The sequence below is a fragment of the Bradyrhizobium sp. IC4059 genome (assembly GCF_020193615.1).
Classification (GTDB): Bacteria; Pseudomonadota; Alphaproteobacteria; order Rhizobiales; family Xanthobacteraceae; genus Bradyrhizobium; species Bradyrhizobium yuanmingense.
Genome location: NZ_JADYVH010000004.1, coordinates 67,230 through 87,646 on the forward strand (window position 1 = coordinate 67,230; position 20,417 = coordinate 87,646).

General features: G+C 64.2%; 21 protein-coding genes. 11 read left to right on the forward strand and 10 right to left on the reverse strand.

Annotated features, from left to right (window positions below):
• Window positions 1-7: 7 nt before the first annotated feature.
• Window positions 8-928 carry an ABC transporter substrate-binding protein gene (locus I6F12_RS13880; RefSeq protein ID WP_249786985.1) on the reverse strand — a complete coding sequence of 307 codons (921 nt, stop codon included), beginning with the start codon at window positions 926-928 and terminating at the stop codon, window positions 8-10.
• Between the two features lie 112 nt (window positions 929-1,040).
• On the opposite strand from I6F12_RS13880, the gene I6F12_RS13885 reads away from it, so the two are divergent.
• Window positions 1,041-2,030 (forward strand): fumarylacetoacetate hydrolase family protein, encoded by a 990-nt coding sequence (locus I6F12_RS13885; protein WP_225156842.1) that lies wholly within the window; start codon window positions 1,041-1,043, stop codon window positions 2,028-2,030.
• A gap of 72 nt (window positions 2,031-2,102) precedes the next feature.
• Window positions 2,103-2,879 carry a cyclase family protein gene (locus I6F12_RS13890; protein ID WP_225156636.1) on the forward strand — a complete coding sequence of 259 codons (777 nt, stop codon included), beginning with the start codon at window positions 2,103-2,105 and terminating at the stop codon, window positions 2,877-2,879.
• A 66-nt stretch (window positions 2,880-2,945) separates the two neighbouring features.
• Here the strand turns inward: I6F12_RS13890 and I6F12_RS13895 are convergent, their stop codons facing one another.
• Window positions 2,946-3,923 carry a GlxA family transcriptional regulator gene (locus I6F12_RS13895; protein ID WP_225126619.1) on the reverse strand — a complete coding sequence of 326 codons (978 nt, stop codon included), beginning with the start codon at window positions 3,921-3,923 and terminating at the stop codon, window positions 2,946-2,948.
• A gap of 107 nt (window positions 3,924-4,030) precedes the next feature.
• Between I6F12_RS13895 and I6F12_RS13900 the strand changes: the two genes are divergently transcribed.
• The 3 genes from I6F12_RS13900 to I6F12_RS13910 all read left to right on the forward strand — a co-directional run bounded on the left by I6F12_RS13900 (window position 4,031) and on the right by I6F12_RS13910 (window position 8,207).
• On the forward strand, window positions 4,031-4,735 hold the full coding sequence (locus I6F12_RS13900; protein ID WP_225111534.1) for a DJ-1/PfpI family protein: 705 nt from the start codon (window positions 4,031-4,033) through the stop codon (window positions 4,733-4,735).
• Window positions 4,736-4,789: 54 nt separating this feature from the next.
• A complete protein-coding gene (locus I6F12_RS13905) occupies window positions 4,790-6,016 on the forward strand; it encodes an ABC transporter substrate-binding protein (protein ID WP_225156637.1) in 1,227 nt (408 codons plus the stop codon).
• A gap of 577 nt (window positions 6,017-6,593) precedes the next feature.
• Window positions 6,594-8,207 (forward strand): acyl-CoA synthetase, encoded by a 1,614-nt coding sequence (locus tag I6F12_RS13910; protein ID WP_225156639.1) that lies wholly within the window; start codon window positions 6,594-6,596, stop codon window positions 8,205-8,207.
• 35 nt (window positions 8,208-8,242) lie between these two features.
• Here the strand turns inward: I6F12_RS13910 and I6F12_RS13915 are convergent, their stop codons facing one another.
• Together I6F12_RS13915 and I6F12_RS13920 are read right to left on the reverse strand one after the other, a co-directional pair.
• Window positions 8,243-9,193 (reverse strand): AraC family transcriptional regulator, encoded by a 951-nt coding sequence (locus I6F12_RS13915; protein ID WP_225156640.1) that lies wholly within the window; start codon window positions 9,191-9,193, stop codon window positions 8,243-8,245.
• 197 nt (window positions 9,194-9,390) lie between these two features.
• Window positions 9,391-10,590 (reverse strand): MFS transporter, encoded by a 1,200-nt coding sequence (locus I6F12_RS13920; RefSeq protein WP_225156641.1) that lies wholly within the window; start codon window positions 10,588-10,590, stop codon window positions 9,391-9,393.
• A 179-nt stretch (window positions 10,591-10,769) separates the two neighbouring features.
• Between I6F12_RS13920 and I6F12_RS13925 the strand changes: the two genes are divergently transcribed.
• The 3 genes from I6F12_RS13925 (at window position 10,770) to I6F12_RS13935 (ending at window position 13,699) form a co-directional block, all read left to right on the forward strand.
• Window positions 10,770-11,573, forward strand: coding sequence for an MBL fold metallo-hydrolase (locus I6F12_RS13925; RefSeq protein WP_225156642.1), 804 nt, complete (start codon window positions 10,770-10,772; stop codon window positions 11,571-11,573).
• 146 nt (window positions 11,574-11,719) lie between these two features.
• A complete protein-coding gene (locus tag I6F12_RS13930; protein WP_225156643.1) occupies window positions 11,720-12,736 on the forward strand; it encodes an alpha/beta fold hydrolase in 1,017 nt (338 codons plus the stop codon).
• Window positions 12,737-12,751: 15 nt separating this feature from the next.
• Window positions 12,752-13,699, forward strand: a complete 948-nt coding sequence (locus I6F12_RS13935) for a fatty acid desaturase (RefSeq protein WP_225126611.1) — start codon at window positions 12,752-12,754, stop codon at window positions 13,697-13,699.
• A 56-nt stretch (window positions 13,700-13,755) separates the two neighbouring features.
• Here the strand turns inward: I6F12_RS13935 and I6F12_RS13940 are convergent, their stop codons facing one another.
• Complete coding sequence (locus I6F12_RS13940; protein ID WP_028138614.1) at window positions 13,756-14,004, reverse strand: hypothetical protein; 249 nt, start codon at window positions 14,002-14,004, stop codon at window positions 13,756-13,758.
• Between the two features lie 137 nt (window positions 14,005-14,141).
• The gene (locus I6F12_RS13945; protein WP_225156644.1) at window positions 14,142-15,122 is read right to left on the reverse strand and encodes a YafY family protein; all 981 of its coding nucleotides are present in this window, start codon (window positions 15,120-15,122) and stop codon (window positions 14,142-14,144) included.
• Window positions 15,123-15,208: 86 nt separating this feature from the next.
• Between I6F12_RS13945 and I6F12_RS13950 the strand changes: the two genes are divergently transcribed.
• Window positions 15,209-15,853 (forward strand): glutathione S-transferase family protein, encoded by a 645-nt coding sequence (locus tag I6F12_RS13950; RefSeq protein ID WP_225156645.1) that lies wholly within the window; start codon window positions 15,209-15,211, stop codon window positions 15,851-15,853.
• A 7-nt stretch (window positions 15,854-15,860) separates the two neighbouring features.
• Here the strand turns inward: I6F12_RS13950 and I6F12_RS13955 are convergent, their stop codons facing one another.
• The 3 genes from I6F12_RS13955 to I6F12_RS13965 all read right to left on the reverse strand — a co-directional run bounded on the left by I6F12_RS13955 (window position 15,861) and on the right by I6F12_RS13965 (window position 18,674).
• The gene (locus I6F12_RS13955; protein ID WP_036021024.1) at window positions 15,861-16,646 is read right to left on the reverse strand and encodes an enoyl-CoA hydratase/isomerase family protein; all 786 of its coding nucleotides are present in this window, start codon (window positions 16,644-16,646) and stop codon (window positions 15,861-15,863) included.
• 123 nt (window positions 16,647-16,769) lie between these two features.
• Window positions 16,770-16,988 (reverse strand): hypothetical protein, encoded by a 219-nt coding sequence (locus I6F12_RS13960; protein ID WP_035997220.1) that lies wholly within the window; start codon window positions 16,986-16,988, stop codon window positions 16,770-16,772.
• A gap of 240 nt (window positions 16,989-17,228) precedes the next feature.
• Window positions 17,229-18,674: a TAXI family TRAP transporter solute-binding subunit gene (locus tag I6F12_RS13965; protein ID WP_225156646.1), complete on the reverse strand. Its 1,446-nt coding sequence runs from the start codon at window positions 18,672-18,674 to the stop codon at window positions 17,229-17,231.
• 403 nt (window positions 18,675-19,077) lie between these two features.
• Between I6F12_RS13965 and I6F12_RS13970 the strand changes: the two genes are divergently transcribed.
• Together I6F12_RS13970 and I6F12_RS13975 are read left to right on the forward strand one after the other, a co-directional pair.
• Entirely contained in the window at window positions 19,078-19,425 is a 348-nt protein-coding gene (locus I6F12_RS13970) for a DUF3307 domain-containing protein (protein ID WP_050995827.1), read from the forward strand.
• A gap of 281 nt (window positions 19,426-19,706) precedes the next feature.
• Complete coding sequence (locus I6F12_RS13975; RefSeq protein WP_035997226.1) at window positions 19,707-20,105, forward strand: hypothetical protein; 399 nt, start codon at window positions 19,707-19,709, stop codon at window positions 20,103-20,105.
• On the opposite strand, the gene I6F12_RS13980 is transcribed toward I6F12_RS13975, so the two are convergent.
• Entirely contained in the window at window positions 20,102-20,416 is a 315-nt protein-coding gene (locus tag I6F12_RS13980; RefSeq protein ID WP_035997229.1) for a YkgJ family cysteine cluster protein, read from the reverse strand. The two genes, I6F12_RS13975 and I6F12_RS13980, sit on opposite strands and share 4 nt — an antisense overlap.
• Between the last annotated feature and the right edge of the window lies 1 nt (window position 20,417).

A 20,417-nucleotide genomic window follows, 5' to 3' on the forward strand; every position in this document is an offset into this window, starting at 1 on the left:
ATATCCCTTAGTTCAGCACCAGTTTCGCGGTGTCGAGCTTCGATTGCAGCATCTTCTGCGACGACATCACCTCGATCCACCAGCTGAGGTTTTGCGGCTTGAGGTTCGGCTCGGACTGGTTCGGCGGCGTCGCCTTGACGAGATCGAGCGGCTGCTTGGTGAACTTGGCGATCGAGGCCGAGGCCTTCTCGCGGTCGCTGTTGACGATCGCGGCGGCCTCCGCGACGGCCTCGCGAAACTTCTTCACGGTGGCCACATTCTTCTCCGCCCAGTCGCGCGATGCGGCATAGAAGATGATCGGATCGGTGCGGCCGAGCTCGGCGCCGTACCGCGCGCCAACCGAGCCGAGCCCCGCATTGCTCATGCGCGTGACGAACGGTTCGGCCGTGAGCACCGCATCGACGCCGCCTGATTTGATGATGTCGGCCATGGTCGGGAAGGTGACTTCGACGAAATTGACGCTTCGGGGATCGACACCTTTCTCGACCAGCCATTTCACGAAGAGCACGTGCAGGAAGGCGTTCAGGCCGGGCGCGCCGACCTTCTTGCCGATGAAATCCTTGGGATCCTTGATGGTGATGCCGTTGCGGACGAAGGCCGCGATCGCGGTGTTGGAGGTCGGGTTCATGACCGAGGCGCCGGCGATCGCGACGAGGTCGAGGCCGCCGTCCACGGCTTGCAAGAAGACGGTGGAGGTGGGGCCGCCGACCTGAATCGAGTTCGACAGGATCGCCGCCGGGATGTTGGAATTGATCGCGATCGGCGTCATCTCGACGTCCAGCCCATGCTTTTTGAAAATGCCTTCGTCGACCGCGACCATGGCCGAGGCGCAGTCGGAGGTGGCGGTGCAGCCGATCTGGATCTTGGCCTGCGCCAGCGCGGGTGCCGTCAAGCCAGCAGACATCCCGAGCACGAGACCTGCCACCATCGCTGTGATCTGCGTTCGCCTCACTGCGCTCTCCCCACTTTATATTTTTCGTTCTTGTTTATCGATATTTTATCTGATCATATATTCGAAACGATAGCAAGGGGTGTCCAAGGTGAAGCTCGCAACGTTCAAAACGGCCGGTCAGGAGAAGATCGGCGCCGTCCACGGCAATGACAGCCAGGTGCTTGACCTCGCCGCCGCGGCCGCACGGGACGGCGGAGCCGATCCGGCCTTCGGCTCGATGCTGGCGCTGATCGACGCCGGGCCCCGCGCGCTCGATCGGGCCCGGGCGCTGCTCGACAAGCACGGAAAGGACGCGACGCTGTCGGCGGCGGTCACCACCGTCGACATCCTCGCGCCGGTGCCGGAGCCGAGGCAAATGCGCGACGGCATGTCGTTCCCCCTGCACATCCTGCAGGCGCCGCGCGGGCAGCAAAAGCTCGCCGCGCGTGCCAAGGGCGACATGGCGGAATTGGCGCGCATCGACGCCGAGCCGCTCGGCGAATTGCCCGAGGTCTATCGCAAGCAGCCGATCTACTACATCACCAACCGCTTCAGCGTCCGCGGCACCAACACCACGGTGAAATGGCCGCGCTACAGCAAGGTGATGGACTACGAGCTCGAATTCGGCATCATCACCAAGAACAAGGGCGCGAACATCACGCCTGCGAGGGCTGGGGATCACATCTTCGGCTACACCATCTTCAACGATTTCTCCGCGCGCGACGCCCAGCGCATCGAGATGGAGGGGCGGCTCGGCCCTGCCAAGGGCAAGAGCTTCGACGGCGGCAACGTGATGGGGCCCTGGATCGTGACACCGGACGAGATCGGTGATCCCTACAAGCTGAAGATGGAAGCGCGCGTCAACGGCGAGACCCGCTCGAAAGGCGTGAGCGAGGGCATGCTGTTTTCGTTCGAGGAGATCATCGCCCACGTCAGCCAGGACGAGACGCTGATGCCCGGTGAATTCATCGGCTCCGGTACGGTCGGCAATGGCTGCGGCCTCGAGCTCGGCTGGTTTCTCGAGCATGGCGATACGATCGAGCTCGAGGTCGAGAAGATCGGCATTTTGAAGAATCGCGTCGAGCGGCAAGAAACCTGAAGGGGGCGTCTGAAGGCGCGCTTGAAGCGACGCCTGACTGCCGCCAACGAGAACAATCAACGAGGAAGCGCCATGACGAGCAAGCTGATCGACATCTCCGTCCCCCTCCAGAACGACGTGCCGGCCGACCCGCCTGGCAATCATCCGACGATCCAGTACATCAATCATCAGCAGGGCCTGCCGCGCATGCTGCAGTTCTTCGATGGACTGAAGGCCGAGGATCTGCCTGATGGCCAGGGCTGGGCGGTGGAGCAGGTCAGTCTCTCCACCCACAACGGCACGCATCTCGATGCGCCCTGGCATTTTCACCCGACCATGAATCGCGGCGAGCGGTCCTGGACCATCGACGAGGTGCCGTTGGAATGGTGCTTCCAGCCCGGCGTGAAGCTCGACTTCCGGCACTTGCCGGACGGCTATGTCTCGACGGCCAAAGACGTCGAGGCCGAGCTCAAGCGCATCGGCCACGAGCTGAGGCCGCTCGAGATCGTCGTGGTCAACACCAGCGCCGGCGCCAAATATGGCCGGCAGGACTACGTCACCTCGGGCTGCGGCATGGGCTACGAAGCAACCATGTACCTGCTCGAGCGCGGCGTGCGCCTGACCGGCACCGATGGCTGGAGCTGGGACGCGCCGTTCGTTCACACCGCGAAGAAATATGCCGAGACGAAAGACGCCAGCCTGATCTGGGAAGGCCACAAGGCCGGACGCCATATCGGCTATTGTCATCTCGAGAAGCTGCACAATCTCGAACAGCTGCCGCCAACCGGCTTCAAGGTGTCATGCTTCCCCGTGAAGATCGAGCGAGCCTCGGCGGGATGGACGCGAGCGGTCGCGATTTTGGAGGGGTAGCTTATTGTCCCGTTGGGCGCCCATGGCGTCAAAAGGTCGAGCCACCCCGCCCGTCGCTTGTTGTCTCTACCCTTGATGGAATCGAACCCGGTAGTCATGCGGCAGCACGTTCAGGCGGCGGCGGAACGCGCGGCGTAGATGCTCCTCGCTCTGAAAGCCTGCGCGCGCGGCGATTTCCTTGATAGGGGAGGCGGACTCTTCCAGCGCGCGCCGGGCAGCCTCGACGCGAAGCTCTTCGACCGCCTTGGCGGGCGTGCGGCCGGTCTTCTGGCGAAACACGCGCGCGAAGGTGCGCGGGCTCATGCCCGCTCGTTCGGCGAGACTTTCGACACGCAAATCGCGGCCGAGATTTTCTTGCATCCAGCTCGAAATTTTTTCGAGAGCCCGATCTTCCGAGGCCTGCATTGACAGCGGCACGCTGAATTGCGCCTGCCCGCCGGGCCGCTTGAGGAAAACGACGAGGCGCCGCGCGATGCGCATGGCCTCGCGATGGCCGAGATCATCTTCCAGCAGCGTGAGCGCCAGATCGATGCCGGCCGTCACGCCTGCCGATGTCCAGATGCCGCCGTCATGCACGAAGACCGGGTCGACCTGAACCGAAACGTCGGGATGTTTTGCGCGCAGCAGGTCACAGGAACCCCAATGGGTGACCGCGCGCCGCCCGCGCAGCAGCCCGGCTGCGGCGAGGATGAATGTGCCCGTGCAGACCGAGCAGACGCGCCTTGCCTTCGGCGCTGCCAGGCGAAACCAATCGACCAGCGCGGCTTCTGCAGCGGCGCGATGGACGCCGGGACCGCCACCCACCATGAGGGTGTCGATGTTCTTGTGGTCGCAGTCAGCGAGGGCGGTCGTCATCACCTCCAGACCGGACGAGGTTTTGACCGACCCGCCTTTCAACGAGCAGATCTGCCAGACATAGGGCGCGCGCCCCGCTTTCGACGTTTCGCAGGCCAGTTCGAAGGCCTGTAGCGGTCCGGCAAAGTCGAGCAGCAGACAGTCGTCGAAAAGGACGAAGACCACGCGGCGGGGGGCGGAACGGGCCATTGGCAGCGCCTTGAGCAGGGAAGGCTTGGCAGGAATTGCGTGTGTTATGACATTTCGGCAAAGGCCCTCCGCTGTCAACATGAGTTATCCAACGTTAGGAGGCCTCCATGTCCGGCAAGCGGATCGAAATCGGAATTCTGTACTATCCTGGGATGACGCAACTGGACGTCACCGGACCATTCGAAGTTTTTGCCCGTCTGCCGAACGTCCGCATGCACCTGCTGTGGAAGCGCATCGAGCCCGTCGTCAGCGACGTCGGTCTGCCGCTGCTGCCAACCACGACCTTTGCCGACTGCCCGGATCTGGACGTGTTCTGCATCGGCGGCGGTCCGGGACAAGTCGCCACCATGGACGATGACGAGGTGATTGCCTTCGTTCGCGACAAGGGTGGATCGGCGCGCTACATCACCTCAGTTTGCGCCGGCTGTCTGATCCTCGGCGCCGCGGGCCTCATCGATGGATACAGGTCAGCCTGCCATTGGCTGATGAGCGACCAGCTTGCTGCGTTTGGCGCCATCGCCGTCGACGAACGCGTCGTGGTCGACCGCAACCGCATTTCCGGCGGTGGGGTCACCGCCGGTATCGATTTCGGTTTTCAGGTTGCCGCCGAACTCTGCGGCGAAGACGTTGCAAAAAACCTCCAGCTGATGCTGGAATATCAGCCGCAGCCGCCGTTCGACATCACCGTGCAGAATGCGCCGCGTGAGCTGATTTCCCGCATGCGCCGCGAGGCCGAACCTTGGCTGCAAAAGCGCGCAGCCGCGGTGCAGAAGGCGGTTTCTAAACTCAAGGCGAGAGCAACGGCGGCTTAAGCTGTTCGAGACAGGGAGGAAAGGCACAAGCGCCCTTATTGGAAAGGTGTTCGCATGAACTGGCACGGCCGCATCGCTACGCTTCTCGTCGTTGGGGCTTTCATCGCATCTTTTCTGCCCACCCACGCCGCCGAACTCTCCGGTCGCGTGGTCCGGATCGGCATTATCAATGACCAGACCGGGCCATTGTCCGACCTGTCGGGATCGGGCTCCGTGGCGGCAGCCAGGATGGCGGCGGAAGACTTTCAGAAACTGGTGCCGTCGATCAATGTCGAGATTTTGGCCGCCGATCACCAGAACAAGCCCGATATCGGCGTCGGCATTGTCCGCAAATGGTTCGACGTCGACGGCGTCGACATGGTCGCCGACGTCTCCAATTCGGCCGTGGGGCTGGCGATCCAGTCGCTGGCGCGTGACAAGAACAAGATTGCGGTCTACTCGGCGGTGGCGACCACCGAACTGACGGGCAAACAATGTTCGCGAAACGGCCTGGCGTGGCTGCACGATTCCTACAATCTGGTGTCGGGACCGATCCGCACCCTGGTCAGCCAGGGCTACGACACCTGGTTCTTCATCGCGGCCGATTACGCGTTCGGCAAGAACATGGTGTCGGAATCGCAGCGCGTGCTGGCGGCGGCGGGCGGCAAGTCGCTCGGCGCGGTGTATCACCCTATTGGCAACGCGGACTACAGCTCTTTCATCCTGCAGGCGAAGGCGTCCGGCGCCAAGGCGATCGCCTTCGCCAATGCCGGCGACCAGCTCGTCAACCTGATGAAGCAATGGAACGAGTTCGGCATGAACACGGGAAGCCAGAAGCCGGTGGCCGAACTGATGTTCGACACTGATGTTCATGCGATGGGCCCGAAAACCGCCAAGGGCCTGACCACGCTGACGGCATGGTACTGGGCGTTGGATGACGAGAGCAGGGCGTTCGGCCAGCGCTTCTTCAAGCTTCGCAGCGCCATGCCCACGGCACCGCAAGCCGCGGTCTATTCCGGCGTCAGCCACTATCTGAAAGCAGTCGCTGCCGCAGGCACGGATGCGACGGATCCAGTGCTGGAGAAGATGCGCTCGACGCCCGTCGACGATTTCTACGCACGCGGCGCGAGGTTGCGCGACGACGGCAAGCTCGTGCACGACTTCTATCTTGTGCAGGTGAAGGATCCGTCCGAGGTCAAGGCACCCTGGGAGTACTATAACGTGCTCGAGAAAATTCCAAGCGGCGAAGTCTACGCTTCGCTGGCTGACAGTGAATGCCCGCTGGTCAAGCGGGGCAATTGAGGTTGGAGTGCCAAACCCGCGATCTGATGGATAATCGTGATCGCGGGCTTGGTCGGCGCGCATTACGGTGACGGTGCTGGACCGCGCCACGGTGACAGTGCTGGACCGCGCCAACTCCGACTGTGCATCGGCCAACGTTGGAGAAAACAAAAAGGCCTGACGAGCCTCAACCGCGCAACTCGCTCGCCGAAAGGCGCCGCCACATCCCGGCCCGCCCGACCTCCTGCGATGATGCCACTATGCTCCTGTTTTGCCCGACGAAGCAAATCGCGAGAGACCCCATTCGGAATGGGCGTCAACGATCGCGGCCAATTCGCCTCGGCTCGCTTGGGCGAGCCGGACAGGCGAGTCACCACGATTCCTCGGCCTCTTGGCTCCTGAAAGCCTGCCCGACCCGCACCAATCCGGCTCCACACCTAACCCATTGATCTTGCAGCCCCCGTCTACTGTGCATGGGGTTGTTTTCGCGAGTTTTGATCTGCCCCGTGCAATTTGACGTCGCTGACAGCGCCGACTACGTTCCGCGAAACACGAAAGCTCGCGAGCGTTGAGCCGAGCGAAATTCCACGGGGAAGAAATGACCGGCGACACCGCAGCCACCATCTCGAAAGCGCGCGAGCATTCCATCGGCGATCTCCTGCGCCGCTCCGCAGGCCGTGAGCCGAGCAAGCTCGCCGTGAGCTGCGGCGATGTCAGCTGGAGCTTTGCCGAGATGGATGCGATCTGCAACCGGCTCGGCCGCGGCCTGCTCGGGCTCGGCGTCGGGAAGGGCGATCGCCTCGCCGTGCTCTCGCGCAACTCGCACGCCTTCGCGGCGCTGCGCTTCGCGGCCGCACGGATCGGCGCGGTGCTGGTGCCGATCAACTTCATGCTCAATCCGGACGAGATCAACTTCATCCTGAAGAGCTCCGGCGCAAAGCTGCTCGCGACCGGTCCCGATTTCGTCGGGCCGGCACGCGCGGCGAGCGCGAAGGATTGCGCGGTCGAGAAGATGATCTGGCTGCCGGGCGAGGATCCGGCCGCGGCGCCTGCCGACCTCACCACCTTCGATGATCTATTGCATCCCGACGGGTCGTTCCTGGACGCCTCGGTCGATAGCCGCGATCTCGCGCAGATCGTCTACACCTCGGGCACGGAATCGCTGCCCAAGGGCGCGATGCTGACCCATGAAGCCGTGATGTGGCAGTATGTCAGCTGCATCATCGATGGCGGCATGAGCGTGGACGACAAGTTCCTGCACGCTCTGCCGCTCTATCATTGTGCGCAGCTGGATGTGTTCCTGGGTCCGCAGGTCTATCTCGGCGCCTCCGGCGTGATCACGGGCAAGCCGACCGCCGACAACATCCTGGCGCTGATCCAGGCGCACAGGATCACCTCGTTCTTCGCGCCGCCGACGATCTGGATCGCGATGCTGCGCTCGCCGAACTTCGACAAGACTGATCTGTCGACGTTGCAGAAGGGGTATTACGGCGCCTCGATCATGCCGGTGGAGGTGCTGCTCGAATTGCAGCGCCGGCTGCCGGCCGTAAAGTTCTGGAATTTCTACGGCCAGACCGAGATCGCGCCGCTCGCGACCGTGCTGCGGCCGGAGGATCAGCTCCGCAAGGCCGGCTCCGCCGGCAAGCCCGTGCTCAACGTCGAGACGCGCGTCGTCAACACAGCGATGGAGGATGTCAAGGTCGGCGAAGTCGGCGAGATCGTGCATTGCTCGCCGCATCTGCTCTCCGGCTATTACAACGATCCGGTCAAGACCGCGGCGGCATTCACCGGCGGCTGGTTTCATTCCGGCGATCTCGCCACGGTCGACGAGGAAGGCCACATCACCGTGGTCGACCGCGTCAAGGATATGATCAAGACCGGCGGCGAGAACGTCGCCAGCCGCGAGGTCGAGGAGATGGTCTATCGCATCCCGGAGGTCTCCGAAGTCGCGGTCGTCGGCCTGCCCGATCCGCGCTGGATCGAGGCGGTGACCGCCATCGTCGTGGTCAAGACCGGGGCAAAGCTCGACGAAGAAACCGTCATCAGACATTGCGCCGGCCATATGGCCCACTTCAAGGTGCCCAAGCGCGTGATCTTCGTGGACGCCCTGCCGAAGAATCCGAGCGGCAAGCTGCTCAAGCGCGAGCTGCGCCAGCGCTTCGTCGGCGGCGAGACGCTCGACAAGGCGGTGCAGAAGAGCTTTGGGACGTAGCAGGCGCCGTTCCGGCGCCGTCGCGGCGAACTCGCCTATGCGGCCTCGCCAGCCAGCTTCCTGACGTCGTCGGGCGTCGCTCCGAAACGGCGGCGAAACGCGCGATGGAAGTAAGAGACGTCGTGAAATCCGGCGAGGTGCGCGATCTCGATGATCTTGCGGCTGCGCATCGCAGGATTTCGCAGCAGTCGTTCGGCGCGCAGCAATCGTTGCTCCAGCACGAAGCCGCTATAGGTGATGCCGGCCTTCTCGAACAGTAACTGGATCGTGCGCGCGCTGATGCGGTGCGTGGCTGCAAGGTCGGACAGCGACAATGCGGGGCTGTCCAGCTGCGCCAGGATGTCGGACTTGAGCGCTTCGAAGCGCGCCGCCGCAAGGCCGCGCAATTGAGCCTCTTCGGCGGCATCGCCGCGTGCGCCGAGCATCAGGACGGCGAGGTCGAACAGGTGCTGCGAGACCGCATCGAGCTCCGCCGGCGCGAGCTTGTCCGCGTGCGCATGCGCGAGATCGTAATATCGCAGGAACATCGATGTGATCGGGTTGGCGCCGGAGATCGACCCCGCGATCAGGTCCTCGGCATTCGGGCAGGCGCGCAGCAGGGCCTTTCGCGGCAGCAGCGCGGTCTGGAAATTACCATACGCCAGTTGCGTGATTTGGGCCCCCTTGATCGAGGGATCGCCGATCGTGATGTCGCCGGCGGCGACCTCCAGTGGCCGTTTCCCCATGGCCCCACGCAATGCCGAATTGGGCGACGTCGTGATCACCAACTCGTCGTTCGTTCCCAATGACACGAAGGACATCGGCGTGCCGAACGAGGCCGAGAGTCTGAGGCGGGGAAGAATGGCAGGCGCAATGGTTCGGTGAACGCGCCCTTCACCAACCGGCACGAAATCGACGTTCGCTACCTGACGGCAAAACTGCTCGCGCCATTGTTCATAGGCCGCACCGTTCGGGTCGCCATCGAATGAGAGCTGCGGCTGGGTCATCGATCGCCGGAACGCCTATTGCCGATTCATTGCGGTCCGCACTTTCGTCGGCGCGCCGGGGATGCGGCAACTAGAAATGCGCCAGATTGCGCGAAAAACCACTCGCACCTACGCGCTGAGCCAGCGACGAGGTGCCGCAGCCTCCTTATTGGGCAAATCGAGCACGCTGCGCCGCGACCGCCAGGCGCCGGAGAACCTCAATACTTCTTCACCGCCGCACTGAAGGCCAGCCACAGCGCGATCGACGCCAGGCCAAAGCCGCCGAGCAGCAGGAAGGTCGGCCCATAGCCGATCCATTGCGCGATCCAGCCGCCGAGAGCCGGGCTGAGGCTCGCGCCGACGCCCTGCACGGTGATCACGGCGCCCTGGCCGAGATTGATGCGGCCGGTGCCGTTGAGCGAGCGCGCGACCATGCCGGGGACGGCAACCGTCTGAAGCCCGGTGCCGATGCCGTCGAGCACCTGCATCGGCACGACGCCCCACCATCCCGTGACGAAGAAGGCGAGCACGCCCCGGATGGGCAGGAACATGAAGGAGACCAAGATGATCGGCCAGTAGTTGCGCTTGCTCGCGGCCTTCATCGCGATCAGCGAGGTCACGATCATCACGCCCTGTGCGATCACCACGGTGGTTGCGACGAAGCTCGGGCCGTTGGCCTGTCCCTCGGCGACCGCGGCAAATCCGTACAGCGGCACGATCGCGGCATTGCCGAGGTGGAACAGCGCGAGGGCGAGAGCCAGCACGAGCAGCGCCTTGTGCTTCAGCAGCATCGTCATCGCATCCGGCGGCGCCTTGGAATCGTCCTCCTTGCTGCCGCGCGCGGCGCGATCGTCGATCGCCTTGGCTGGAATCATCAGCACGCAAGCGATGGCGATGGCGCCGAACAGGGCCGCCAGCGCGAACACGGCAAAATAGCCATACTTGTAGCCGAGATAGCCTGAGAGCGCGGCTCCGACCATGTTGCCGGCGTGGTTGTACGCCTGGTTGCGGCCGTTGAGCGCATTGAAGCCCTTCTGCTTGGCGATGCCGAGCGTGATGCCCGTGACGGCCGGCACGATTGCGGCGCTCGCCAGCGATTGCGCGACTTGCGAGAACGTCACCGCCCAGAAGTTTTGCGAGATCAGGATGATTGCAGACGCCGAGACGACGCAGATGCCGGGAATGATCACCCACAGCCGCTTGTTGCGGCTGGAATCGATGAAGCCGCCGATCGGAGTCGTGACCAGCATGCCCGCGACGTTGCCGATCGTCATTGCCGTGCCGATCAGGCCGGTCGCCCAGCCGCGTTCCTGAAGGAAGACCCCGACGAACGGCCCGATGCCCGACTGCATGTCGGCCATGAAGAAATTGAGCGCGAACAGGGGCCAGATGCGAGACGTTGAAGGGCGAGATGTCATCGAGACGCTGAACTTGATGCTGCCGATCGAATCGGATCTCGCATGATGCGGACTCGGCGGGCGGGTGCCCGGGCGGACCAGAACTTAACCTGCTCTCAACCCGTTGGTTCCGGTTGCTCTTGCGATCCGGCGAGTGCGACGTCATGTCTTGCAAGACTGGATCATGATGGATCAGCGCGATGCCCCTCTGGACCTGCGCAACCTGCGGCGCTCAATTCCCGGATAGCGGAAAACCCCCTGCGGCCTGTCCGATCTGCGAGGACGAGCGCCAGTTCGTCGGCTGGGACGGTCAAGCTTTCCTCACGCGCGAGGAGCTCGCGCGCAAGCACCGACTGGTGGGGCGCGACGATCTCGGCCTGACCGGGATCGGCATGGAGCCGAGCTTTGCCATCGGGCAGCGAGCGCTGCTGGTGCCTGACGGCGACGGCTGCGTGATGTGGGATTGCATTCCGCTCGCGACCGACGAGGCCATCCATCACATCACAGCACTCGGCGGTCTCAAGGCCATCGCGATCTCGCATCCGCATTACTATGGCGCGGTCGCCGACTGGAGCGACAGGTTCGGCGGCGTGCCGGTCTATCTGCACGCCGACGATCGCGCCTTTGTCACGCGGCCTCATCCGGCGATCGTGCACTGGACCGGCGAAAGCCATCGCCTCTCCGACGACGTGCTGCTGCTGCGCACCCGAGGCCACTTCGCCGGCGCCACCGTGCTGCATTATGCGCGTGGTGTGGACGGCAAGGGCGCGCTGCTCACGGGAGATATCGCGCAGGTGACGATGGACCGGCGCTTCGTCAGTTTCATGTATTCCTATCCGAACTACATGCCGCTCAACGCCGCCGCGGTGCGGCGGATTGCGTCAGCCGTCGAGCCGTTCGCCTTCGACCGGATCTATGGCGCCTGGTGGGGCCGCAACATCGCCAGCGGTGCCAAGGCGGCGTTTGCTGCGTCGGTCGCGCGCTATCTCGCGGCCATCGCCTGAGCCGGGTTGCGGACCGGATTCATCTTGCCGGCGCCGAATAACTGTACTAATAGTACACTATAAGTAAAGCGACGCATCCGGCGAAAGCCGGCATGATCGATGCATCGCGGACGCCGAGAAGGCCTCCGTGAGCGGGAGCTGAGTGCATGACGGCGCAGCGCGACTACGACATCTTCGAGGCTGGCGACGTCACGCTCCAATCCGGGTCCGTGTTTCCCGCGCTGAAGCTCGCCTACAAGACCTACGGCACGCTGAGCCCGGCCAAAGACAACGTCATCCTCTATCCGACCTCGTTCAGCGCCCAGCACACCGACATTGAATGGCTGATCGGGCCCGACGGCGTGCTCGATCCCACGCACTACTTCATCATCATCCCGAACCTGTTCGGCAACGGCCTGTCGTCGTCGCCCTCGAACACGCCCGCGCCTTTCCCGGAAGTGAGCTATCACGATGCCGTCGCGGTCCAGCACCGGCTGCTCACCGAGCGCTTTGGCATCTCGAAGCTCGCGCTGGTCTATGGCTGGTCGATGGGCGGCATGCAGGCCTATCACTGGTCGGCGCTGCATCCGGACATGGTCGAGCGCGCCGCGGTCGTCTGCGGCAGCGCCCGCTGCGCACCCTACAACTACGTCTTCCTTGAAAGCGTGAAGGCCGCGCTCACGGCCGATCCCGCCTTCCGCGATGGCCTTTTCCCCGAAAAACCCGTCGCCGGCTACCGCGCCATGGGACGCGTCTATGCCGGCTGGGCGATGTCGCACGGCTTCTACCGCGACGAGCTCTGGCGCGAGGCCGGCTTCACTTCACTCGAGGATTATCTCGTCCGCGCCTGGGATGCGACCTTCGCGCGGCGCGATGCCAACGATCTTCTGGCGCAGATCGGCATCTGGCAGCGTGGCGACATCAGTCGGTGTGGGGCATTCGCCGGCGATCTCGATCGCGCGCTGGCGGCGATCAAGGCCCACATGCTGCTGATGCCGGGCGCGACTGACCGTTATTTCGACGTGCACGACAACGAGGACGAGCTCGGCAAGCTCGTCAACGCGAGATCGGCGGTGCTGCATCCGATCCCGTCGCTGCATGGCCATCGCTCCGGCAATCCCATCAACAATCCCCGCGACCAGGCCTTCATCAAGGTCGAGATCGCCGAGCTTCTCCGCAAGTAGGGCACGCAACCGACCATGAGCGACGCAACCATTCCGGACGCCGGCCATCGCCTGAAGCCCCTGACGCCCACCACGCTGCGCGAATTGTCGGTTCGCTCCAACATCAGAGGTGCGGTGCAGAGCCTCGGCCATTACAGCGTGATTGTGCTGGTGGGCGGGCTGATCTGGAAGGTTTCGTCGAGCTGGGGCGCGCTCTGGGCGCTGCCGCTGATGGTGGTGCAGGGCTATGTCGTTGCCTTCCTGTTCATGGCGGTGCACGAGACCGCGCACAAGACGGCATTCAGGAGCCGGGGCCTCAATCTCGGCGTCGGCTATCTCTCGGCGTTCATCATCGGGCTGCCTTACGAATATTACTGTCTGTTTCACTGGGACCATCATCGCTTCACGCAGGACCCGGAAAGGGATCCCGAGCTGATCGTTGGCGTGAAGCCGACGTCCGACACCCAGCTTGCGCTCGCCTATAGCGGCCTGCTCCAGGTCGCCGGCCGTCTGCGGCTGATGCTCGGCCACGCGATCACCGGCAAGGTCGTCGTGCCATGGATTCCCGAGAGCAAGCGCAGCACCATCGTTGCCGAGGCGCGCGCCTATGTCGCGCTCTACGCCCTGCTGCTCGCGCTGTCGCTGTGGTTCTCTTCAGCGCTGCTGCTCTGGGTCTGGATCGTGCCGCTCGTGATCGGGCAGTTCTTCCTGCGGCCCTATCTCTACGCCGAGCATACCGGTTGCGACCGCACCCGCAGCGCCTTTCAGAACACCCGCACGACTTACACCGGTGCTATCGTCAAATGGTTCGCGTGGAACATGCCGTATCATGTCGAGCACCACGCTTATCCCTCGATCCCCTTTCACGCCCTGCCGAAGCTGAACGCGATCGTCGACGGCGAGATCGTCCATCGCGGCCGCGGCTACATCAGAACGACGCGCGAGACCTGGGCCTGGTTTCGCCGGCAGCGGCAGGCCGGCTAGCTCAACGCAAAACTCCGGCCGCGATGCGACCGGAGCTTTGTCGTGATATCGAGATATCAGTAGATCCCGTAGGCGCAGACGTTCACGACGCGCACGCGCAGGCCGTGACGGGTCCGGACCAGGCGCTCCTGATAGCAATTGCTGACGCCGGTGTTGAGGTAGATACCGCCAAAGCCCCAGCCGGGACCCCAGTGGTGATGACCATGATGGTGATGGAAGCCGCCGGCCGAGGCCGCGGTGGGGGCGAGAGCGGCAACGCCGAGCGAGCCGGCGGCGATCAGACCAAGTGCAAGCTTACGAAACATCTTCATTCTCCATTCGGCGCTAGGGCCATTGTTGCGTCCCTGCATTTCCGTCGAGACGAGACGCGATCGCGTTCATGGCAAGCGGGAAGAATCGTGTTTCAGGAATGTTTCGTCGGCTGCGGCAGAATGCGCCGCGATCAGGCTTTCTGCGCCGCGCGATAGCGCACGGCCATCGCCTGCGTCAGCTCGGCCATCTTGTCGCGGAGATCGGCCGGTTCAAGGACTTCGGCTTCCGGGCCGAGCCGCAGCAGTTCGGCCGCGGCATGCCACGATGTCTTTCCGACCGGCACGCGCGCAATGCGCCAGCCGTCTGCATCGGCTGTCTCCTCGAGCTGCGTGCGTGCCTTGACATAGGGCTGGCTGAGCGCGTCGAGCAGCTTCACGCCGAACGGCGACAGGCGGACGATCGCGACATTGGGGTGCATCTCCGCTTCGAGCCGCAGCGTCGCGGCCCGCCAATGGGCGGCGAGGTCGAAGCCGGCGGGACGATCGAAGTGGTCGCCGAGGGCTGTGCAGTCGAGCACGCGTGCGACGCGATAGGTACGCACGCTGCCATCGACTTGTCCTGCGAGATACCAGCTGCCGCCCTTCAGCACGAGGCCGAGCGGCGCGACGCGGCGCTGCTTCTCGGCGCGCCAGCTCCGGTACCGGATCCTGATCAGCGTCCCGCGCAGCACGGCGCCGGCGATGGTGCGCAGGTGCTTCGGGTCTTCCGCTTCACCGAACCAGCCGGGCGCGTCCAGGTGGAAACGCTCCTGCATCCGCCCGGCATCCTCACGCAAATTCGGTGGCAGTGCCGCCATCAGCTTGTTTTGGGCGGCGATCATCGCAGCATCGAGCCCGAGTGCGGCGGCCGGGCCTGGCAATCCCGCCAGGAACAACGCGCCCGCCTCGCTCTGCGACAGCCCGTTCAGCCGCACGCGATAGCCGTCGAGCAGCCGATAGCCGCCTTCCGCGCCGCGGTCGGCATAAACGGGAACGCCGGACGCCGCGAGCGCGTCGATGTCCCGATAGATCGTGCGCACCGACACTTCGCAGGCCTGCGCGAGCTCGGGCGCGGTGACCTGTCCCCTGGCCTGGAGGGTAGTGAGGATCGACAGCATCCGGCTCGCGCGCATGATCCCTTAGACCATACCTGACACAAGATGTCAGGTATGGTCCGCTACAAGCGGCGCCATCGCCAGCCGGCCAGATGGAGACTGCCATGACCGATCCGAACCGCATCACCCTGTTCTATTCGCCGCAGACGCGCGCCACCGGCACGCGCGTGCTGCTCGAGGAGCTGGGGGCACCTTACGATCTCCATGTCCTCAACATGAAGGCCGGCGATCAGCGCAAGCCCGCCTATCTCGCCCTCAACCCGCTCGGCAAGGTGCCGGCGATTCGCCACGGCGAGGCGCTGGTGACCGAGCAGGTCGCGATCACCATCTATCTCGCCGACCTGTTCCCGCAAGCGGGGCTGACCCCCGCCCTGAACGATCCGCTGCGCGGGCCTTATCTGCGCTGGATCGCCTATTATGGGTCGTCGTTCGAGCCGGCCTTGATCGACAAGTTCATGCAGCGAGAGCCGGCGCCGATCACGCAATCGCCCTATGCCGATTACGATACGATGCTGGGTGCGCTCAAGGCCCAGTTGGCGAACGGGCCCTATCTGCTCGGCGAGCGCATGACGGCGGCCGACGTATTGTGGGGCGTCGCGTTCAGCTGGACCATGATGTTCGGCATCGTGCCGAAGAAGGATGTCTTCGTCCGCTATGCGGAGCGCATGACGGCGCGGCCGGCGTTCCAGCGCATCAATGCCGCAGATGCGGAGATGGCGGCGCAGCATGCCGCCGCGGCGGGTGGATGAGAGGGCGTCAAAATCGCGGTGCCCGCTTGTCGGCGAACGCCTTGATGCCTTCCTTGATCTCGTCGCCGCGCATGCTGTCGCGGTGGCGCCGGTCGGCGGCGCCTTCATCGAGCTCGCCGCGGGCGAACTCGTTGATCGCGCGCTTCATGCCGCGCATCGCTTGGGGGGCGTTGCCGGCGAGGATCGCAGCGAGCGTGTCGACCTCCTCGTCCAGGAATTCCAGCGGCACCATTGTGGTGAGATAGCCGATGCGCAGCATCTCCGGGGCGTCGATCTTCTGCGCGGTGAGGAACAGCTTCTTCGCATTGTCGACGCCGAGGCGGGTCACGTAGCGCTTGATGCCGCTCGGGTAGTAATGCAGCCCAAGGCGCGCCGCCGGCATGAACATTTCCGCGGTATCGACGCCGACGCGGAAATCGCAGGCGAGTGCGAGGTCGGTCGAGCCGCCATAGACGCCGCCATTGAGCCGGCAGATGGTCGGCACGCCGAGATCCTCGAGCCGGTTGACGACGGCCTCGAAGGCCGAGCCCGCGCTCTGCTGCTCGCCCGCGCTGACCGCGCGTTCCGCGACCGAATTGAGATCGTAGCCGGCGGAGAAGGCGCGCCCGGTTCCGGTCAGCACCAGCACGCGAATATCGGGATCGGCCTCGACCCGGTCGAACAGTCTCGTCAGCTCGTCGAGATCCTCCGCCTGCAGCCGGTTGAGATGTTTCGGCCGGTTGAGGCGGATGGTGGCGCGGGCGCCGATGATTTCGAGCAGGGGGCTAGATGCTGCGTCGGCTGTGTCCGACATTCTCGTCTCCGTTGTCGGCGCCAAAGTGCCCGCCCGGGCGGAGGCCGTCAACGACGGCGCCGGTCGTTTGCCGCGCCGCTGCAGCGGGCCTGCCGTCCACGCCGCCGTCCCTGGCGGGGTGCCTTACCTGAAATGTGGCGGCTCGTCGTAGCCGCGGCGGCTGCTGAAGAACAGCAGCACCATCAGCCCGACGCCGACAATGACGGAAAACCCCGCGCCCAGCGCCAGTGCCACATAGCCTTCCGTCGGGATCGGCTCACCTTCGACCGCCATTGCGGAATAGGCGAAGTAGCCGGCCGCCGCCAGCATTGCCAGAAGGAGGATGATGAGGAGTGCACGCATGCCGCGTTCTCCGGTTGCAACCGGAAACCAACGGTTGCGGGTGGGCAGGGTTCCAGACTGGCTGGCGATCGGACGGGTAGCCTCCGTCTCGTGCCCCGGACGCGGCGCAGCACGAAGTGATGCACCGCAGGACCGGGGTCCATGTGGTCACGGATATTGTGCCGGTTCCTGGGTCCGGCTCAGCGCTGCGATGCCTTCGGCATTGCAGCTGTCCGGGACACGACAACGGTGGGGCGGCTGTCAGGCGCTCTGGGCGGTCTTCACCACCACGACATTGCTGTCGTCTGACGGAGCCGGGCCGGCATCGCGTACCGTCTTGTCGGCTTCGCCGGCATGACGTTTCAGATAGTCGCGGCGCATGCCGATCTCGTCACGGACGAATTCGTAGCCGAGCTTGAAGGTGTCGAGCCCGTCGGTACTGATCGTGCCGTCCCTGAGGCCGATGACGGCACCGCGCAAGATGGTCTCGAGCTCATCCTGGAGACATTCGAGCTGATCCAGCGAATGGGCGTGCTCGATCCGCTCGCCGATGTCGAGGATGGCGGTCGAGAGCTCGCTGGCCTTCTCCGGCGCGATGCGGGTGATCTTAGCGTAGATCGCGGCGAAGATCGACCCGATGACGCTGAGCGCCGCGACGCCCAGATACATCAGGTCGCTGTACTTATCCACGAACGACTTGGTGTCGTCGTTGATGTAGTCGGCGGCGCCCCGATGCGCGACCACGAAGGCGTCCTTCTCGACCGAGGCCGGCTCGATCCTGGTGGCAAAGCCGTTGTCGAGCCCGAGCGCCGCCTTGTTCTCGTAGACGATGCGGGCGAGCTCGCCGGCCGTGCTTGGGGACATCCGGGATTGCGCGACCAGCAGCCATTCGAGACCGATCGTGTCGAGATCGTCGTCGGGAATCTGCGGGGATGTCGACACCGAGCCGGCTGTCACGGTCTCATCGGAAATGCCGGGAAATTTGCGCGCCAGCGTCTTGGCTTCTTCGATGGTGTTCAGTGTGAAGCCGCCGCGCTTGGCGGCTTGCTCATAGGATTTGTCCCGGACCGCCTTCGAGGCGTGGACGATCGCGATCACCGCGCTGAAGCCGTTTGCCGGGGCGAACAGCTTGTCGAGCGTCGCGCCCTGCGGCGCCATCTGGATCTTCGCAGCCTCAGGGCCATCGGGGACGTCGAGGATGCTGCGGACGAAGGCGAGCGAGGATTCGTTCTCGGCGACGACCGCGACCTTCTTCTTCTTCAATTCGGCCAGCGACTTGATCTTCTTGTTGCCGGGACCGAGCAGGAGCACGAGATCGTGCTCGAGGATCGCGAGCGTGCGCGCCCGCAGCGGCACCTTGGCGTCGGTGCGCAGCACGGCGAGGTCGGCCTGCCTGCGGTCGAACTGCGCGAGCGCCTTGGCATTGTCGGCGTTGTTGACGATGTTGATCCGCAAGCGCGAAGCGTTGTTCTTCAGGAGGGCGGCGAGCTTGGCCGCGAACAGCGCCTCATCGCTGTTGGGGCCGCCGACGGCAAAGGTCAGCGTCTCCGAATTGTGCACCAGCGTGCGGCCGGCCCAGACGGTGGCGAACGACAGCAGCAGGGTCAGCACGACGTAGAGGAGAACCTGCTGCTGGTTGGTCTTGATCACCTTGGGGCGCCGGGGCGGCGGCATGGTCGGCGATGCGATGGGGCCTTCGGTACTCATGGCGGCACTCTGGCCTTATCGTTTGGCTGGCGGCCGCGCGTGGCTTGGAAGCGCGGCGGGCCCGGTAATTCGTAAACGCCTGAAAAAAGAACGATATTCCCGATCGCCGATGATAGCGCGAAGGCAGCGGAATGCAAATTTCGAGCCGGAGGTAACCTTACTCGATATGTCCGCGGCGATTGGCCATCCTATCACCGGTTAGCCACACTTGGCGATTTTCCGGTTCCACCCGGCTGCATTCCGCCGCGGGAGATGTCATAAATTGCGCGTCCCGGCGATTTGACCGGTCCAAGAAGAAGTTGCGCTGAACGCTCCAATTCTTCTCGTCACGTCAATGAGGGCGTCAGCTTTGTCGTTTCCACCCATGTCATCGGCGATTCCGGTTGAAGCGCTCATTGGCTGGATGTTGCTGCTCACCTTCAAGCACGTCATCGCCGATTTCGTTCTTCAAACCGCCTGGATGGCGCACGGCAAGGATCAGAAGCATGGCTGGGCCCTGCCGCTCCTGGTGCACTGCCTGGTCCACCTTGCCGTCGCGCTGCCGCTGATCGTGATCGTGGCGCCGCGATTCTGGTTCGTGGCTTTCTTCGACTTCCTGATCCACATCACGATCGACCGCGCCAAGGGATACGTCTCCGCCAATTTCGGCGTCGACCTCGCCCATCCCTGGTTCTGGACCCTGATCGGCGTCGACCAGGCGCTGCACCACCTGACCGGCTTCGGCCTCGCGATCTTCATGGCGGCGAACTGAAGGTCGCCTTTGGGCCTTTCGGGGAGAGGCAATCGCCATCAGCACGAGGGATCATCATGCCCGGGCTTGTCCCGGGCCTCCACGTTCTTCGTGCCTCCTGGCTTTCCGTGAAGGGTCGGGACAAGCCCGGCCATGACGCCGCGGAAGACTTTGAAAACCCCACCAAGGCGTCCCACCGATTCGCGGCCGACGCGCAACCACCCCGGGTGACTACCGGGCAGCGTGGTTAACCTTTCGTTAGAGAATTGCGCTGCATCTTCCTTACACGAGGGAGAACTGCAATGTTTTCAAGCCGCGACGCCTTTGAAAGCGATTTCTGCCCGGTCCGCGACGAGCTCCTTGGCGAGATGTATCGCGCCAGCGAGAGTGGCTTGCCGAGGCTGGTTGAGAGTGTTTCCCCTGACGTGCGCGCCAGGCTGGCGCTGTTCTGCTACCGCCGTAGCCATTTGCACTCGCTGGCGGTCGCGATCGCAGCGAGCTGCAGCGAGCGCGACCTGATCGAGAATGGCGGCCGCGTCGGCTCGACGCTCTTCGCGCTGTCGCGCGAAGGTACCGCGAAAGCTTCGACGTCGCTGACGGGTGGGCGCAAGCCGATCACGCTGTCGACCAAGCCGCTCTCGGTGCTCGCACCGCTCGATGACGAGCTCGACGACGAGATCGGCGAAGCCGTCCCCGCCTAAGCGGCCTCGATAACGGGCAGGCCGAACTTCCGCCGCGCCATCGCGCATTCGGCGTCACCAGGCATGCAGGTGCGGCACACCTCCGGCCGCACGTCATAGATGCCGCAGGCCGTCATCCTTCCGATCTCGCCTTGCAATGCCGCGCAGCGATCGCCCTCGCAGCGCATGCCCGATTGCCGGTCGTTGACGAGCGCCTCCGGGATCAGCGCAAGCTCCTCGTCGCTCTCGATCGAGAAGCGCGGCCAGTTCTGCGAATAGCCGCAGCAGGCGCCGCAGCCCTGGCAACAGCTCGACAGCTCGGTCTCGTCCATC